At 46.8% G+C, this 15,972-nt stretch carries 14 protein-coding genes; 13 read left to right on the top strand and 1 reads right to left on the bottom strand.

From position 1 onward, the window contains the following. Positions 1–187: 187 nt before the first annotated feature. The 4 genes from lon to I2494_RS16920 all read left to right on the top strand — a co-directional run bounded on the left by lon (position 188) and on the right by I2494_RS16920 (position 5,712). Positions 188–2,575, top strand: a complete 2,388-nt coding sequence (lon, locus tag I2494_RS16935; protein WP_218468013.1) for an endopeptidase La — start codon at positions 188–190, stop codon at positions 2,573–2,575. Positions 2,576–2,762: 187 nt separating this feature from the next. Continuing rightward, the gene (gene hupB, locus I2494_RS16930) at positions 2,763–3,035 is read left to right on the top strand and encodes a nucleoid-associated protein HU-beta (RefSeq protein WP_218468014.1); all 273 of its coding nucleotides are present in this window, start codon (positions 2,763–2,765) and stop codon (positions 3,033–3,035) included. Positions 3,036–3,280: 245 nt separating this feature from the next. Then, positions 3,281–5,167 (top strand): peptidylprolyl isomerase, encoded by a 1,887-nt coding sequence (ppiD, locus tag I2494_RS16925; protein ID WP_218468015.1) that lies wholly within the window; start codon positions 3,281–3,283, stop codon positions 5,165–5,167. Between the two features lie 167 nt (positions 5,168–5,334). Then, positions 5,335–5,712, top strand: a complete 378-nt coding sequence (locus tag I2494_RS16920) for a ComEA family DNA-binding protein (protein WP_218468016.1) — start codon at positions 5,335–5,337, stop codon at positions 5,710–5,712. A 69-nt stretch (positions 5,713–5,781) separates the two neighbouring features. On the opposite strand, the gene queC is transcribed toward I2494_RS16920, so the two are convergent. Further along, positions 5,782–6,471 carry a 7-cyano-7-deazaguanine synthase QueC gene (queC, locus tag I2494_RS16915; RefSeq protein ID WP_218468017.1) on the bottom strand — a complete coding sequence of 230 codons (690 nt, stop codon included), beginning with the start codon at positions 6,469–6,471 and terminating at the stop codon, positions 5,782–5,784. Between the two features lie 257 nt (positions 6,472–6,728). Between queC and pdxB the strand changes: the two genes are divergently transcribed. The 9 genes from pdxB (at position 6,729) to purF (ending at position 15,844) form a co-directional block, all read left to right on the top strand. Further along, positions 6,729–7,856 carry a 4-phosphoerythronate dehydrogenase PdxB gene (pdxB, locus tag I2494_RS16910; protein WP_218468018.1) on the top strand — a complete coding sequence of 376 codons (1,128 nt, stop codon included), beginning with the start codon at positions 6,729–6,731 and terminating at the stop codon, positions 7,854–7,856. A 99-nt stretch (positions 7,857–7,955) separates the two neighbouring features. Then, positions 7,956–8,966, top strand: coding sequence for an aspartate-semialdehyde dehydrogenase (locus tag I2494_RS16905; protein ID WP_218468019.1), 1,011 nt, complete (start codon positions 7,956–7,958; stop codon positions 8,964–8,966). Further along, on the top strand, positions 8,966–9,781 hold the full coding sequence (gene truA, locus I2494_RS16900) for a tRNA pseudouridine(38-40) synthase TruA (RefSeq protein WP_130591002.1): 816 nt from the start codon (positions 8,966–8,968) through the stop codon (positions 9,779–9,781). Before I2494_RS16905 ends, truA begins: the two co-directional genes overlap by 1 nt. Positions 9,782–9,793: 12 nt before the next feature. Beyond that, a complete protein-coding gene (locus I2494_RS16895) occupies positions 9,794–10,456 on the top strand; it encodes a DedA family protein (protein WP_218468020.1) in 663 nt (220 codons plus the stop codon). Positions 10,457–10,657: 201 nt separating this feature from the next. Continuing rightward, positions 10,658–11,566 carry an acetyl-CoA carboxylase, carboxyltransferase subunit beta gene (accD, locus tag I2494_RS16890; RefSeq protein ID WP_218468021.1) on the top strand — a complete coding sequence of 303 codons (909 nt, stop codon included), beginning with the start codon at positions 10,658–10,660 and terminating at the stop codon, positions 11,564–11,566. An 85-nt stretch (positions 11,567–11,651) separates the two neighbouring features. Then, complete coding sequence (gene folC, locus I2494_RS16885; RefSeq protein WP_218468022.1) at positions 11,652–12,932, top strand: bifunctional tetrahydrofolate synthase/dihydrofolate synthase; 1,281 nt, start codon at positions 11,652–11,654, stop codon at positions 12,930–12,932. Continuing rightward, complete coding sequence (gene dedD, locus I2494_RS16880) at positions 12,925–13,647, top strand: cell division protein DedD (protein WP_218468023.1); 723 nt, start codon at positions 12,925–12,927, stop codon at positions 13,645–13,647. Before folC ends, dedD begins: the two co-directional genes overlap by 8 nt. A 134-nt stretch (positions 13,648–13,781) precedes the next feature. Next, a complete protein-coding gene (gene cvpA, locus I2494_RS16875) occupies positions 13,782–14,276 on the top strand; it encodes a colicin V production protein (RefSeq protein ID WP_130593616.1) in 495 nt (164 codons plus the stop codon). Positions 14,277–14,326: 50 nt separating this feature from the next. Further along, the gene (gene purF / locus I2494_RS16870) at positions 14,327–15,844 is read left to right on the top strand and encodes an amidophosphoribosyltransferase (protein ID WP_218468024.1); all 1,518 of its coding nucleotides are present in this window, start codon (positions 14,327–14,329) and stop codon (positions 15,842–15,844) included. The last annotated feature ends 128 nt before the right edge of the window (positions 15,845–15,972 follow it).

Genomic DNA, 15,972 nt, shown 5'->3' with positions numbered 1-15,972 from the left:
GCTGAAAATGGCGTTGTAAGCAGTGAAAAAAGCAGGGGGATAATATCCTCCTGTTTTTTTATCTTTATCTACCGTTGAATGTAATTGAATAGTCCCCATATACTCTTTCATGTACTACGTTAATAACGTATCCCCCCATTTCCGTTAATGTATTCAGTTGGCGGAAAACGAACAAAGAGAGAGCTCTATGAATGCTGAGCGTTCCGAACGCATTGAAATCCCTGCGCTGCCCTTAAGAGACGTAGTGGTTTATCCACACATGGTTATTCCACTGTTTGTTGGAAGGGAGAAGTCTATTCGTTGCCTTGAGGCGGCGATGGATCAGGATAAAAAGGTTCTGATGGTCGCGCAGAAAGATGCCACTATGGATGATCCTGGTGTTAACGATCTGTTTTCGGTGGGAACCGTTGCCTCTATTTTACAAATGCTGAAACTGCCTGACGGTACGGTAAAAGTACTGGTCGAGGGTTTACAGCGTGCTCGTATTACCATGCTGGCCGATAACGGCGAGCATTTCTCTGCACAGGCAGAATATATGCCGAGTGCCAGTATTGATGAGCAGGAGCAGGAAGTACTTATCCGCACTGCTATCAATCAGTTTGATGGTTATATTAAGTTAAATAAAAAGATTCCACCGGAAGTCCTTACTTCCCTGAATGGAATCGAAGATCCTGCTCGTCTGGCGGATACCATTGCCGCGCACATGTCACTGAAGCTGAGTGACAAGCAAACCGTGCTGGAAATGGTGGACGTCGGCGAACGTCTGGAATTTCTGATGGCGATGATGGAGTCTGAAATCGACCTGTTGCAGGTTGAGAAACGTATCCGTAATCGCGTTAAAAAACAGATGGAAAAAAGCCAGCGTGAGTACTATCTGAATGAGCAAATGAAAGCCATCCAGAAAGAGCTGGGCGAAATGGACGATGCGCCAGATGAGATAGAAACCCTTAAGCGCAAAATCGAAGCAGCGAAAATGCCGAAAGATGCGCGGGAGAAAACCGAAGCTGAATTGCAGAAGCTGAAGATGATGTCTCCGATGTCCGCTGAGGCCACGGTGGTACGCGGTTATATCGAGTGGATGCTTCAGGTTCCATGGAATTCCCGTAGCAAAGTGAAAAAAGACCTGAACAAAGCGCAAGAGATTCTGGATACCGATCACTATGGTCTTGACCGGGTGAAAGACCGGATTCTTGAATATTTAGCGGTTCAGAGTCGGGTCAGCAAAATTAAAGGGCCAATCCTTTGCTTAGTTGGGCCTCCGGGCGTGGGTAAAACCTCTCTCGGCCAGTCCATCGCTAACGCGACCGGACGTAAATATGTGCGCATGGCACTGGGTGGCGTGCGTGATGAGGCTGAGATTCGTGGCCACCGTCGTACCTATATTGGTTCAATGCCGGGCAAACTGATTCAGAAAATGGCCAAGGTTGGGGTGAAAAACCCGCTGTTCCTGTTGGATGAGATTGACAAAATGTCTTCCGACATGCGCGGTGACCCGGCTTCAGCTCTGTTAGAGGTTTTGGATCCGGAGCAAAACGTGGCGTTTAACGATCACTATCTGGAAGTGGATTATGATCTGTCCGACGTTATGTTTGTGGCGACATCTAACTCGATGAACATTCCTGCGCCACTGTTGGACCGTATGGAAGTGATTCGTCTGTCGGGCTATACCGAAGATGAAAAGTTAAATATCGCTAAACAGCACCTGTTACCGAAGCAGCTTGAGCGTAATGCGCTGAAGAAAGGTGAGTTAACGTTAGATGACTCAGCGATTGTTTCTATGATTCGCTATTATACCCGTGAAGCTGGCGTTCGTAGTTTAGAACGTGAAATTTCTAAAGTTTGTCGTAAGGCCGTTAAAACCTTGCTGATGAATAAGAGCGTGAAACACATTACGGTGAATGCGGACAACCTGAAAGAGTTTCTGGGGGTTCAGCGCTTTGACTATGGCCGTGCGGATAATGAAAACCGTGTAGGTCAGGTAACCGGGCTGGCATGGACTGAAGTAGGTGGTGACTTACTGACGATTGAAACCGCCTGTGTACCAGGTAAAGGTAAGCTGACTTACACCGGTTCATTAGGTGAAGTTATGCAAGAGTCTATTCAGGCTGCGCTTACTGTAGTACGTGCCCGCGCCGAGAAACTGGGTATTAACGGTGATTTCTACGAGAAACGTGATATCCACGTTCACGTGCCGGAAGGTGCGACGCCAAAAGATGGCCCAAGCGCCGGTACCGCCATGTGTACCGCGTTGGTTTCTTGTTTAACAGGGAACCCGGTGCGTGCAGATGTTGCTATGACCGGTGAGATTACATTGCGTGGTCAGGTTCTGCCAATCGGTGGACTGAAAGAGAAGTTACTGGCTGCTCATCGTGGTGGAATTAAGACTGTACTGATCCCGGCAGAAAATAAGCGCGACCTGGAAGATATTCCGGAAAACGTGATTGCCGATCTGGACATTCATCCGGTAGAACGCATCGAAGAAGTGCTGACGCTTGCACTACAAAATCCACCGTTTGGCGCTGCGCCAGTAGCTGTAAAGAAGTCATCAGCGGCGGTAAAAGCATCAAAAAAGTGATGTAGAGCAAATATTCTTGATAAAACTAGGGCTGGCAAGGGATTTCTCTCTTGCCACTTTTTTTATGTACCGTTAAATTAGTGCGCAGGCTGACTTGCTATCGCTTGTTTTGCTTGATATAACAGCAGTGGCGTCGTATCCCTATCGATGATCAGGGACGACAATTTATCGTAAAGGGGATTTTATAGTGAACAAATCACAACTGATCGACCGAATTGCTGCGGGAGCAGATATTTCTAAGGCTGCAGCTGGCCGCTCATTAGACGCAATCATTGATGCAGTAACTGACGCTCTGAAAAATGGCGATCAAGTTTCTCTGGTTGGTTTTGGTTCATTTGTTGTTCGTGAGCGTGCTGCCCGTACTGGCCGTAACCCACAAACTGGCAAAGAAATCAAAATTGCAGCAGCAAAAGTTCCGGCATTCCGCGCAGGTAAAGCGCTGAAAGACGCCGTTAACTAAGATTTTTTGGGTTTTTGCTATGTAAGGTATTACCTTAAGGCAATGAACTGATAGAATGTAGGCGCATCAAATGATGCGCTTTTTTTACGCCTTTTTTTGAAGGTTAATATAAACTTATAGCCATCTGTCAGATAAGCTTTAATTCTGGCAGTAAACATATAGACCCGTTGGTAAATCGTCAGATGGCGGTCAACCCTATCTATGTTTCATGGTTTAGCCCTATTACAGCGGAGAGTTGTCACCCTATGATGGACAATCTACGCGCGGCCTCGAATAGTGTCGTGCTTAAAGTTATCCTTGCTTTGATTATGCTATCGTTTGTTTTGACCGGCGTGGGTAGTTACCTGGTTGGCGGTTCAAATTCTTACGTTGCCGAAGTAAACGGACAAGAAATTGATCGCGCCCGGTTTGAGCAGTCAGTCATGAATGAACGTGCTCGTTTACAGCAACAGCTTGGTGAACAGTTCTCTCAGCTGGCAGGTAATGAAGCATACGTGAAGCAAATGCGTCAGCAAGTACTTAACCGCATGATTAATGACCTGTTACTTGACCAATATGCCGCTAAAATTGGCATGGCGATTGGTGACGATCAGGTTAAAATGTCTATTCAGTCATCTCCTGAGTTTGCGACTGACGGTAAGTTTGATAACAGCAAGTACCGTGACTTATTAAACCGTTTCCAGATTGCCCCTGAGCAGTATGCAGAAATGACACGTAAGCAATTGTTGAGTCAACAACTGTTAGCGGCGTTTGCGGGGACTAATTTCGCTCTGCCGGCTGAAACTGAATCTGTTGTGGCATTGATTCAACAACAGCGTGATGTTCGTGTTGCCAGCATCGATATGAAAGCGCTGGAAGCTAAACCTGAAGTGGCGCCGACTGCGGAGCAAGTTAAAGCATTCTACGACCAGAATAAGAGCCGCTTTACCGCACCAGAAATGGCAAGGGTTAAATATATCGAAGTGGATGCAGCGAAACTGACGGACGATATCAAAGTCAGCGATCAGGAAGTTGCCGATTTCTATGCCAAGAACAAGCCGTTATATATTCAGGCTCCTCGTTCCAGCTACAGCATCATTGTGCTGTCAAAAGAGAGTGATGCTAAAGATATATTAGCTCAGCTGAAAAACGGTGGTGATTTTGCTGCATTAGCAAAAGAGAAATCACTGGAAAAAGATTCCGGAGCTAAAGGCGGTGAATTAGGCTGGTTAGCGGCAGCTGCCGTGCCTGATGATATTGCTAAAGCAAAATTAACCGAAAAAGGTCAACTGTCGGATGTTATTCACTCTGATATGGGGTATCTGATTGTTCGTCTGAACGATATTCAGGCTGCAAAAGAGAAACCTCTGGAAGAAGTGAAAGCTGAAATTACTAAAAACCTGTTACAGGATAAATCTTATAACAAGTTTGAAGATATTCAGACCAAGATAATGGATGGCGCAGCCAGCAATAATCTGTCTTTGGATGCGGCAGAAAAAGCATCGGGTTTGAAAGCGGTAGAAAGCGGCTGGTTGTCTCGCGACAACATGCCGAAAGAGCTGGCTTATCCTGAAGTGGTTCAGGCGATTTTCAATGGCGATCTGTTTGGTGTGAAAGGTGCTCCTGGCCCTAACTCCGACTTAATCACAGTAGAAGGGGATCGCGCATTTGTTCTGCGTATTGTTGAACATCGCCCGGAAGCCGTACAGCCGTTTGAAGAAGTCTCCGCCGATATTACCGAGTTGCTGAAACGTCAGAACGTCATCAAAATGGCGCGTGAGCAAGCAGAACAACTGGTAGCTGCACTGAAAACTGATAAAGGTGATGAAGCACTTCAGGCTGCCAAAGTGAAATTTGGTGATAAGAAAGTGATTACCCGTATGTCTGATGATGCCCAACTGGCTGAGAGCGTATTTGCGCTACCGTTGCCAAAAGAGGGTAAACCATCCTACGGCGTATCCAGCGATAAGAATGATAATGTCGTTTTAGTTGCTCTGGATGCGGTTCACCCGGGTCAAATGGATGCTGCATCGTTAAAAGCATTTAGCGCTCAGATGGCCAATCAGGATAGCGGTGTGGTACTGGATGCATTGATCAGTAACCTGCGCCAACAGGCAAAAATCAAAATGGGTGATTTAGCTAACATTCAGTAATTGGTGCGGCATGCATCACATTTATATGTAACGTTTCATCATAATCAAAGGCCGCGCACGCGGCCTTTTGCATATCTGAAAACCCCGAATTTAACAGAATCTCAGAGGCAGGCAATCTGTTATGGCTGTGACCATAAGGCACAGTTTAATAACCAAAGGATATGCATATGAAAGAATCAGTTCTGACTTTACGCCACTGCCTGTTTCTCGGTGTGTTGTTGCTACCACTTAGCGGTTCGGTCTTTGCCGATAAAGCACCGGTGAAAGAGAGCACGCCTCCGGCATCGGTAGTAACAGCACCAATACCGGAGGCAGTAACGCCCGGTAAAGGGAAGAAAGCATCAGATAATGCCCAGGTCAGTATTAATCAGGCAACAGCAGAGCAACTGGCAGAAGTGATGTTAGGGATAGGGTTGAAAAAAGCGCAGAGTATTGTGAACTATCGGGAGCAGCATGGGCCTTTTGCCAGCATTGAACAACTTCAGGAAGTACCCGGTATTGGTGCTGCAACCATTGAGCGTAACTTAACGCGTCTGAAGCTCTGAGTTCTGATAAATGTCGATGAAGTAACATAGTGACACCACGCCAGAATGGCGTGGTGTTTATCAAAAAACTTAACTTAACATCAATTTGCTTTTCAACTGCGTCATGACCTGCTGGCGATTATCCTGATAAGTTTTTAAGCCATTTGCACGTAAATGGCAGGCCGGGCATTCACCACAGCCATCTCCCTGGATACCGTTGTAGCAGGTCAGGGTTTGGTGGCGGATTAGCTCCAGTTTGCCGTAATAATCGGCCAACGCCCAGGTTTCTGCCTTATCCAGCCACATCAGCGGGGTTTCAAAGTTCACCGGATAGTCCATGCCTAACGCAACCGCATGATTCAGTGCTTTTACAAACTCATCACGACAATCAGGGTAGCCGGAGAAATCGGTTTCACATACGCCGGTGATCACGATTTGTGCTTTGATCTGATAGGCATAGATGGCTGCCAGCGTCAGAAACAGGATATTTCTGCCGGGTACAAAAGTATTAGGAACACCATCATCCACACCGGTGGGAACGGGAATATTATCGCGGGTTAAACTGCTGATTGCCAACTGGTTTAATAAACCCACATCAAGTACTTTATGAGCAGTAGCGCCGAGCTGTTTAGCCAGCGTTCTGGCAACATCAATTTCAGCCTGATGACGTTGCCCGTAATCGAAAGTGACGCAATGAACTTCATCATACTGTGTTAGTGCCTGAATCAGGCAGGTTGTAGAATCCTGACCACCACTAAAAACAACCACCGCACGTTTCATAATCACTCCATCAACTGTTTCTGTCTGATCTCCCTGTAATCGGGGAAATAGCATATACATTCAGGGTATTCTTCATTACATTGTTCTGGATTGTCTGACTGACAATATGGCAAATATAGTGATATCAGGGATACCCATAACCGGAAAAGCAGCTAATAATAGTGATTCGCAGGGGATGTTGCCATGTTTTATTATGAAGAGCTTTTAATCCACACCAACGAGTTCTGCTCATGCTGAGCAGATAAGAGAAAAATAACGTGAAAATTTTGGCTGATGAAAATATGCCTTATGCCCGCGAACTTTTCGGGCAGTTGGGAGAGGTAAGTTTAGTTGCCGGACGGCAGTTAAACACGGAGCGCTTAGCGGATGCCGATGTGCTAATGGTGCGTTCGGTTACCAAAGTTAATGGTGAGCTGCTCAGTGGTTCCCAGATTCGCTTTGTGGGTACAGCAACAGCAGGCACTGACCATGTTGATGATATCTGGCTTAAGCAACATGGTATTGGCTTTTCGGGAGCGCCGGGGTGCAATGCGATTGCTGTTGTTGAATACGTTTTCTCTTCCTTGTTGATGCTGGCTGAACGTGATGGTTTTCAACTCAGAGATAAAACCGTCGGTATTGTTGGCGTTGGTAACGTTGGCTCACGATTAAATAACCGTTTGAAAGCGTTAGGTATCCGAACACTGTTATGCGATCCACCACGTGCTCGTAAAGAAAAAAGTACGGAGTTTTTACCGCTGGAAACGCTGGTGCAACAGGCTGATATTTTGACTTTCCACACCCCTCTGCATAAAGATGGTGAGGACAAGACCTTCCATATGGTGGATGAGTCAGTACTGGCAGCTATGGTTCCGGGGCGTATTTTAATTAATGCCAGCCGTGGTGCGGTAGTCGACAATATTGCTTTATTGCGAGCGTTAGAAAAAGGTAAGCAGTTGAGTACCATTCTTGATGTTTGGGAACCTGAACCAGATTTATTGTTACCATTGCTGGCGCGGGTAGATATTGGTACGCCTCATATAGCCGGTTACTCGCTGGAGGGTAAGGCGCGTGGCACTACTCAGATCTATCATGCGTTGAGTGAATATATGGGGCAGCCGAAAAGTATCGAGCTCTCTTCATTGTTACCTCAGGCTGAGTTTAACCATATTACTTTTAATGGTGAATTAGACGAACACAGGCTAAAACGATTAGTGCATCTGGTGTATGATGTGCGCCGTGATGACGCGCCATTAAGAAAAGTGGCAGGCCAACGCGGTGAGTTTGACCGTTTACGTAAAGAGTATGTCGAACGCAGAGAGTGGTCTTCTCTGACCGTTGAGTGTGATAATGTTGATACAGCCACTCAGCTTCAGCAGCTTGGTTTTAGCGTCAGATATCGATAACACCCGATTTAAAATGATTCCACAGCAGGTTCTGTTTTCCCACAAGAAGACAGAACCTGCTGTGATGTGCAATACATGTGACGATTTGGAGAGTTCAGCATGACTGATGGTTGGCAAGTTGCGGTACTTGGGGCGACAGGAGCAGTAGGTGAAGCTTTACTAGAACTGTTACAGGAGCGCAATTTCCCCGTAGGAGAACTGTATCTTTTAGCCAGTGAACGTACCGCCGGTGAAACGCTACGTTTTAATGGTAAAAGTATCGTGGTACAGAATGCTGCTGAATTTGACTGGTCGCAGGCCCAACTGGCTTTTTTTGTTGCCGGAACGGAAGCGGCAGTTCGCTATGCCGATGAAGCAGCAAACAGTGGATGTCTGGTCATTGATAACAGCGGCGTATTTTCTCTTGAGCCGGAGGTGCCTTTGGTGGTGCCGGGCGTAAATAATCATGCGCTGGCGGAATACCGTAATCGTAATATTGTTGCCGTAGCCGATAGTTTAACCAGTCAGTTATTGACAGCAATTAAGCCACTTTCTGAAGCTGCAGGACTTTCCCGACTTCAAGTGACAGCGATGTTATCTGCGTCTGCACACGGTAAAGTAGCCGTTGACGATCTGGCTGGTCAAAGTGCGCGTCTGCTAAACGGCTTGCCGGTAGAAGAGGGGTTCTTTAACAAGCAGTTGGCGTTTAACCTGCTGCCATTGTTACCCGATTCAGAGGGAAGCGTCAGAGAAGAACGTCGTATGGTGGATGAAACCCGTAAAGTACTGCAAGATGACGGGCTGGCGATTTCCATTTCTTGTATTCAGTCCTCGGTATTCTACGGCAATGCACAAGTAGTACATATGGAAGGGTTACGCCCATTGTCGGCTGAAGAAGCTTACGATGAGCTCTCTAATGCTGAAGATATTCAACTGAGCGAGAGTGATGATTATCCCACTCAGGTTGGTGATGCAACCGGCAATCCTCATTTAAGCGTTGGCTGTTTACGTAATGACTATGGCATTCCTGAACAGATTCAGTTCTGGTCAGTGGCTGACAATATCCGTTTTGGCGGCGCATTAATGATGGTTAAAACGGCGGAGAGCCTGACTCAGGAGTATTTTTACTGATGTCAGAGGCGGGAAAAACCAAGGTTGCATTAGGCATTGAGTATGATGGCAGTGCCTATTACGGCTGGCAGCGTCAACAGGAAGTTGCCAGCGTGCAGGGGCATTTGGAACAGGCATTAACTCAAGTGGCTAACCAGCCAATATCCGTTTTTTGTGCTGGTCGTACTGATGCCGGCGTACATGCTACCGGGCAGGTTGTCCATTTTGAAACTGACGTTCAACGGCAGGATGTGGCCTGGACCATGGGCGTGAATGCCAATTTGCCAAAGAATATTGCTGTACGTTGGGTTAAACGGGTTGATGAGGATTTTCATGCCCGTTTCAGTGCAACGGCGCGACGTTACCGCTATATTATTTATAACCATCGTTTTCGTCCCGCCATTTTAAGCAGTGGTGTTACCCACTTTCATTTACCGCTGGACGAAACGCGTATGCATCGTGCCGGCCAGTATCTGTTAGGGGAAAATGACTTTACTTCCTTTCGGGCAGTACAGTGCCAGTCACGTACGCCGTGGCGAAATGTAAATCATTTAAATGTCACGCGACAGGGGGCCTATGTAGTGGTAGATATAAAGGCCAATGCGTTTGTGCATCATATGGTGAGAAATATTGTTGGCAGCCTGTTGGAAGTGGGTTGTGGCAATCAGGATGAACACTGGATAGCCGAACTATTGGCAGCCAAAGACCGTACGTTGGCCGCTGCAACAGCAAAAGCGGAAGGTCTGTATTTAGTGGCCGTGGATTACCCGGAACGCTTTGAGTTACCTGACTTACCCTTAGGCCCGCTTTTTTTAGATAACAACCTTTGTGGATGATTAACACCTGCTATGGATTACATTACTTATTTAATTGATTTCATTCTCCATATCGATGTGCATTTAGCACAGATTTTTGAAAATTACGGTATGTGGGTGTACGGCATCCTGTTTTTGATTCTGTTTTGCGAAACCGGTTTAGTGGTAACACCGTTCTTGCCAGGAGATTCGCTGCTATTTGTCGCTGGTGCGTTATCGGCGTTGCCGGGAAATGATATTAATGTTCATGCCATGGTGGCATTGATGATTACCGCAGCTATTTTAGGTGATGCGGTAAACTACACGATTGGTAAACTGTTTGGTGAACAACTATTTAGAAACCCTGACTCTAAAATATTTCGCAGAAGCTATCTGGTGAAAACCCACGAGTTCTATGAGCGTCATGGTGGAAAAACCATTATCCTGGCTCGATTTGTGCCGATAGTAAGGACATTTGCCCCATTTGTTGCCGGTATGGGACATATGAGTTATCGTCATTTTGCTACTTATAACGTGATTGGGGCAGTGGTCTGGGTTGTGCTGTTCACCTATGCAGGATATATTTTTGGCGATTTAAAGATTGTGCAAGATAACTTAAAGTTATTGATAGTAGCGATTATTATTATTTCCGTCATGCCGGGTGTGATTGAAGTTATTCGTCATCGTCGCGCGGCAGCAAAAAATAAAAATACCTAATAATTCATGTGGTTATGATTTTCGCTATACAGAATAAAGGGTTCCGGTAAGTTTTTAGTCCACTCTATCGGAGCGTTATGGTTTAATGGGCGATTATTTGTGTCATATACCTGTGTCAGACAATGACTGTCATTATCACGGGAAGATATCCGTCTGAATAACAGACCAGCAGTACGCTAGGTTTAAACAGAAAGGTCATCAATGAGCTGGATTGAAAGAATTTTAAGTAAGAGCAGCGCTCCAACGCGCAAAGCTAGTATCCCTGAAGGGGTTTGGACCAAGTGTGACAGCTGTGGTCAGGTGCTTTACCGTGCTGAACTGGATCGCAATCTGGACGTTTGTCCTAAGTGCGATCATCATATGCGTATGAGTGCCCGGGTTCGTTTGCACAGCTTCCTGGATAAAGGCAGCGAAGTAGAGCTGGGTAGTGAGCTTGAACCTAAAGACCTGCTGAAGTTTAAAGACTCTAAAAAATATAAAGATCGTCTGTCTGCAGCACAGAAAGAGACTGATGAAAAAGATGCGCTGGTAGTAATGAAAGGCACCCTGTACGGAATGCCGGTCGTGGTTGCATCGTTTGAATTCTCTTTTATGGGGGGGTCAATGGCGTCAGTGGTTGGTGCCCGTTTTGTTCGCGGTGTTGAGCAGGCGCTGGAAGATAATTGCCCACTGATTTGTTTTTCTGCCAGCGGCGGTGCCCGTATGCAGGAAGCGTTGTTCTCCCTGATGCAAATGGCTAAAACCAGTGCAGCATTAGCTAAAATGCAAGAGCGTGGTTTGCCTTATATTTCAGTATTAACTGACCCAACCATGGGCGGTGTTTCTGCCAGTCTGGCAATGCTGGGCGATATCAACGTGGCAGAGCCAAAAGCATTGATCGGTTTTGCCGGTCCGCGGGTTATTGAACAAACCGTACGTGAAAAGTTACCACCGGGCTTCCAGCGCAGTGAGTTCCTGATTGAGAAAGGGGCAATTGATATGATTGTCCGCCGTCCTGAAATGCGTCAGCGTTTAGCCAGCCTGCTGGCCAAGATGACTGGTCAGCCTTTGCCTCATGAGGCTGAAACTCAGGTCGAACCTTCAGAGCCTGCGAAAGACGCGGAAGAGTAACCGGCGATTTACTAATGATAATTGTACAATCCGGCCTTTTGGCCGGTTTGTGCAAAATAACACCGTAGCTAAGTGAACGGGAATCATGAAAGATCTGGAAACACCACAAGCCACGTCGCCTCTTGCCTCGTGGCTTTATTATCTCGAACACCTGCATAGCAAGGCTATCGAATTAGGTTTGGAACGGGTTCGTTCCGTAGCCGAGCGCCTTGACCTGCTTAAACCTGCTCCCTATGTGTTTACTGTTGCCGGAACTAACGGCAAAGGGACTACCTGCCGAACACTGGAAATGATTTTGATGGCGGAGGGCTATCGCGTTGGCGTATACAGTTCTCCCCATTTGATTCGTTATACCGAACGGGTAAGAATTCAGGGACAGGAACTGGCAGAAAGCGACCATACGCAGGCTTTTTCCCTGATTGAACAGGGAAGGGGAGAAACCTCGCTGACCTATTTTGAGTTTGGCACGCTTTCAGCATTTCAGCTATTTAAGCAAGCCAAACTGGATGTAGTTATTCTGGAGGTTGGGCTGGGCGGTCGTCTTGATGCAACAAATATTGTTGATGCCGACGTAGCTGTTGTTACCAGTATTGCCCTGGATCATACTGACTGGCTGGGTTTCGATCGCGAAAGTATTGGTCGTGAAAAAGCGGGTATTTTCCGCTCAGAACATCCGGCTGTAGTGGGCGAACCTGAGATGCCACAGAGCATTGCTGATGTGGCTCATCAGCTTAATGCACCTCTCTATCGTCGTGGCTATGAGTGGTCATTTGATGTAAGCCCTGCGGGAGACAGCTGGAGCTGGCAGGTAAGTGGGGAACAACTTACTTCATTACCATTACCAAATGTACCATTAGCGAATGCGGCTACAGCGATGGCAGCTCTGCATTACTCCTCGCTGAGTCTGGGAGATGATGCAATTTATCAGGGGCTAAAACAAGCAGCATTACCGGGTCGTTTTCAGACTATTGGTCAGTCACCGTTAAGAATTCTTGATGTGGCCCATAACCCTCATGCTGCAAGCTATTTAGCCGAGCGTTTGGCGGCATTGCCTGAGCAGGGTGGAAAGGTATACGCAGTAGTCGGTATGCTGTCAGATAAAGATATCGAAGGCACTTTAGCATTACTGAAGCCCCAGGTGGATATATGGTACTGCGCTCCCCTGGAAGGGCCTCGAGGTGCCACAGCTGAACAGCTGGCTCAGTATTTACCGCAACCACGTATCTTCCCTGATGTTAAACAGGCCTGGAATCAGGCGCTGCAGGATGCCGGTAGTCAGGACACCATTATTGTCTGTGGTTCCTTCCATACGGTCGCACACGTGATGGAAGCGCTGGAGTCATACACAGGAGAGCAGGATGGCTAGTCAATTTCAGAACCGGCTGGTGGGGGCAGTAATTATTGTCGCCATTGGGGTCATTGTTATTCCCAGCCTGTTCGATGGTAAGAAAAAACATTATGAAGATGAGTTTGCATCGATTCCTCTGGTACCTAAAGAGGGAGACGATCAAAACACAGAGATTCTGCCTTCGGTAAATCATAATCTACCTCCGGTTAATACGGGTGCTACTGCACCGGATACGGCGAACGGTTCTGAACCGAGTGCCATCACGCCTCCACCGCTAGCGACAGATAATGGTGGGGCAACGTTACCTCCGGAAGTGGTACCGCCAACTCAAAAGCCAGAAGTTAAACCCGAGCCTAAACCTGAACCAAAACCAGAGCCTAAGCCGGAGTCAAAACCGACGGTGAAGCCGGCAGATCCTAAACCGGAAGTTAAACCAACGGTTAAACCGACCGAGCCAGCTACTAAGCCGGTAGAGAAACCGCCAGTAGGTCAGGCTTATATTGTGCAACTTGGCGCATTCAAAAATGCCGATAAGGTGAATGAGTTAGTTGCTACCTTGCGTTTGTCAGGTTACCGAGTGTATACGATCCCGGCAACGCCGGTTCAGGGGCAGATTACCCGTTTAGTGGTTGGCCCTGATCCTTCAAAACAGAAGCTTGAAGCATCACTATCAGATTTACATCGACTGACGGGTCTTAGTGGACAAGTTAAAGCATATAGTACCGGACGATAACGTTTGCTTAAGTGGAAAAACGATACGCAAACGTTTTCTTTTTCTGTTAGAATGCGCTGCAAATCAGACGGCGTAGCATTTACATAGGCTGATTTTATGAAGTACCACATTATGAATACATGGATGTACATATGTTGAACTGGGTTGACTATGCCATTATCGGCATCATTGTTTTTTCAGTGCTGGTTAGCCTGATTCGGGGATTCGTTCGTGAAGCGTTGTCATTGGTAACCTGGGTAGCGGCATTTTTTGTAGCCAGCCAATTTTACCCTTACCTGACAGTTTATTTTACGCAGTTTCAGGATGAGTTGGTACGTAATGGAATTGCTATTGCCGCGCTATTTATTGCGACATTGATTGTGGGTGCTATTGTTAACTATGTAATAGGTTCCCTGGTTAAACATACCGGACTTTCCGGCACGGACCGCGTTTTGGGCATCTGCTTTGGTGCCTTAAGAGGTGTGCTAATTGTGGCGGCGTTACTGTTTTTCCTTGATTCATTTACATCGTTTTCTCAAAGTACAGACTGGGTACAGTCCCAGTTGATCCCGCAATTTAGTCATATTATCAAGTGGTTCTTTGACTACTTGCAAAGTTCGTCGAGTTTCTTGCCTCACGTTACGCAATAGACATTTTCGTCAGGGTGGACGTGGGGTGATACTGATGAGGAAAAGACAGCATGTGCGGTATTGTCGGTATTGTTGGTTTTACACCAGTCAACCAATCCATCTATGATGCGCTCACGGTGCTTCAGCACCGTGGGCAGGATGCAGCGGGTATTGTTACTATTGATGAAAATAACAATTTTCGCTTAAGAAAAGCCAACGGTCTGGTAAAAGACGTGTTTGAGATGCGGCATATGCATCGCCTGCAGGGGAATATGGGGATTGGACATGTTCGTTATCCTACCGCTGGTGGCTCCAGTGCTTCCGAAGCTCAACCGTTTTACGTGAACTCTCCTTATGGTATCTCTCTGGCGCACAATGGTAATTTGACCAATGCCCATGAGTTGAAGCATAAGATGTTTGAAGTGGCGCGTCGCCACATTAACACCACCTCCGACTCTGAAGTTTTGTTGAATATTCTGGCCAGCGAGCTGGATAACTTCCGCCACTATCCGTTAACGCCTGAAGATATTTTCACCTCGGTTCGCAATACTCATAAATTGATTCGCGGTGCTTATGCCTGTGTAGCAATGATTATTGGTCACGGCATGCTGGCGTTTCGCGATCCTAATGGTATTCGACCATTAGTGATTGGCAAACGTAAACTGGCAGACGGCCGTATCGAGTATATGGTCGCTTCTGAGAGCGTGGCGTTGGATACCCTGGGCTTTGAGTTCCTGCGTGATGTAGAGCCGGGAGAAGCTATCTACGTGTCGGAACAGGGGCAAATGTTTACTCAACAGTGTGCCGATAATCCGCAGAGCCATCCTTGCCTGTTTGAATATGTTTATTTTGCCCGCCCGGACTCGTTTATCGACAAGATTTCCGTATACAGCGCTCGTGTTCGTATGGGTAAAAAGCTGGGTGAGAAAATTGCCCGCGAGTGGGACGATTTGGATATCGATGTCGTGATTCCGATTCCGGAAACCTCTTGTGATATCGCGCTGGAAATTGCCCGTATTCTCGACAAACCTTACCGTCAGGGTTTTGTGAAAAATCGTTACGTGGGCCGGACGTTTATTATGCCGGGCCAACAGGCACGTAAACAGTCGGTTCGCCGTAAACTTAACGCTAATCGCGCTGAGTTCCGCGATAAGAATGTGTTGCTGGTGGATGATTCCATTGTGCGCGGTACCACCTCAGAACAGATCGTGGAAATGGCTCGCGAAGCTGGCGCTAAAAAGGTTTATCTGGCATCGGCGGCGCCTGAAGTACGTTTTCCTAACGTTTACGGTATTGATATGCCAACCGCCAATGAGTTAATCGCCCACGGTCGGGAAGTGGCAGAAATTAATCAAATCATTGGTGCGGATGCGTTGATTTTCCAGAATCTGGACGATTTGGTTGAGGCAGTACGTGAAGATAATCATGATATTGAGAAATTTGAGAGCTCAGTATTCGATGGTATTTATGTCACGCGGGATATCGACCAAAACTACCTCGATTATCTGGACACCTTGCGTAATGATGATGCTAAGGCTGACGTCGACCATCATAATGCCGAAAACCTGGAGTTGTATAACGAAGGGTAGATTGGTAGCTAGTAGTGATTGAGCGTCGAAAATGCCGTGCTGAAATTATCAGTGCGGCATTTTTTATTCATAAGCGTTATTACCCAATAGGATTCTGATTGATAAAGTGTCCTGATTACGGCAAAGTC

Source organism: Limnobaculum allomyrinae (assembly GCF_016649425.1).
GTDB lineage: Bacteria > Pseudomonadota > Gammaproteobacteria > Enterobacterales > Enterobacteriaceae > Limnobaculum > Limnobaculum allomyrinae.
The sequence above is the reverse complement of the archived record's forward strand: the minus strand, read 5'-3'. Positions and strand labels throughout refer to the sequence as shown.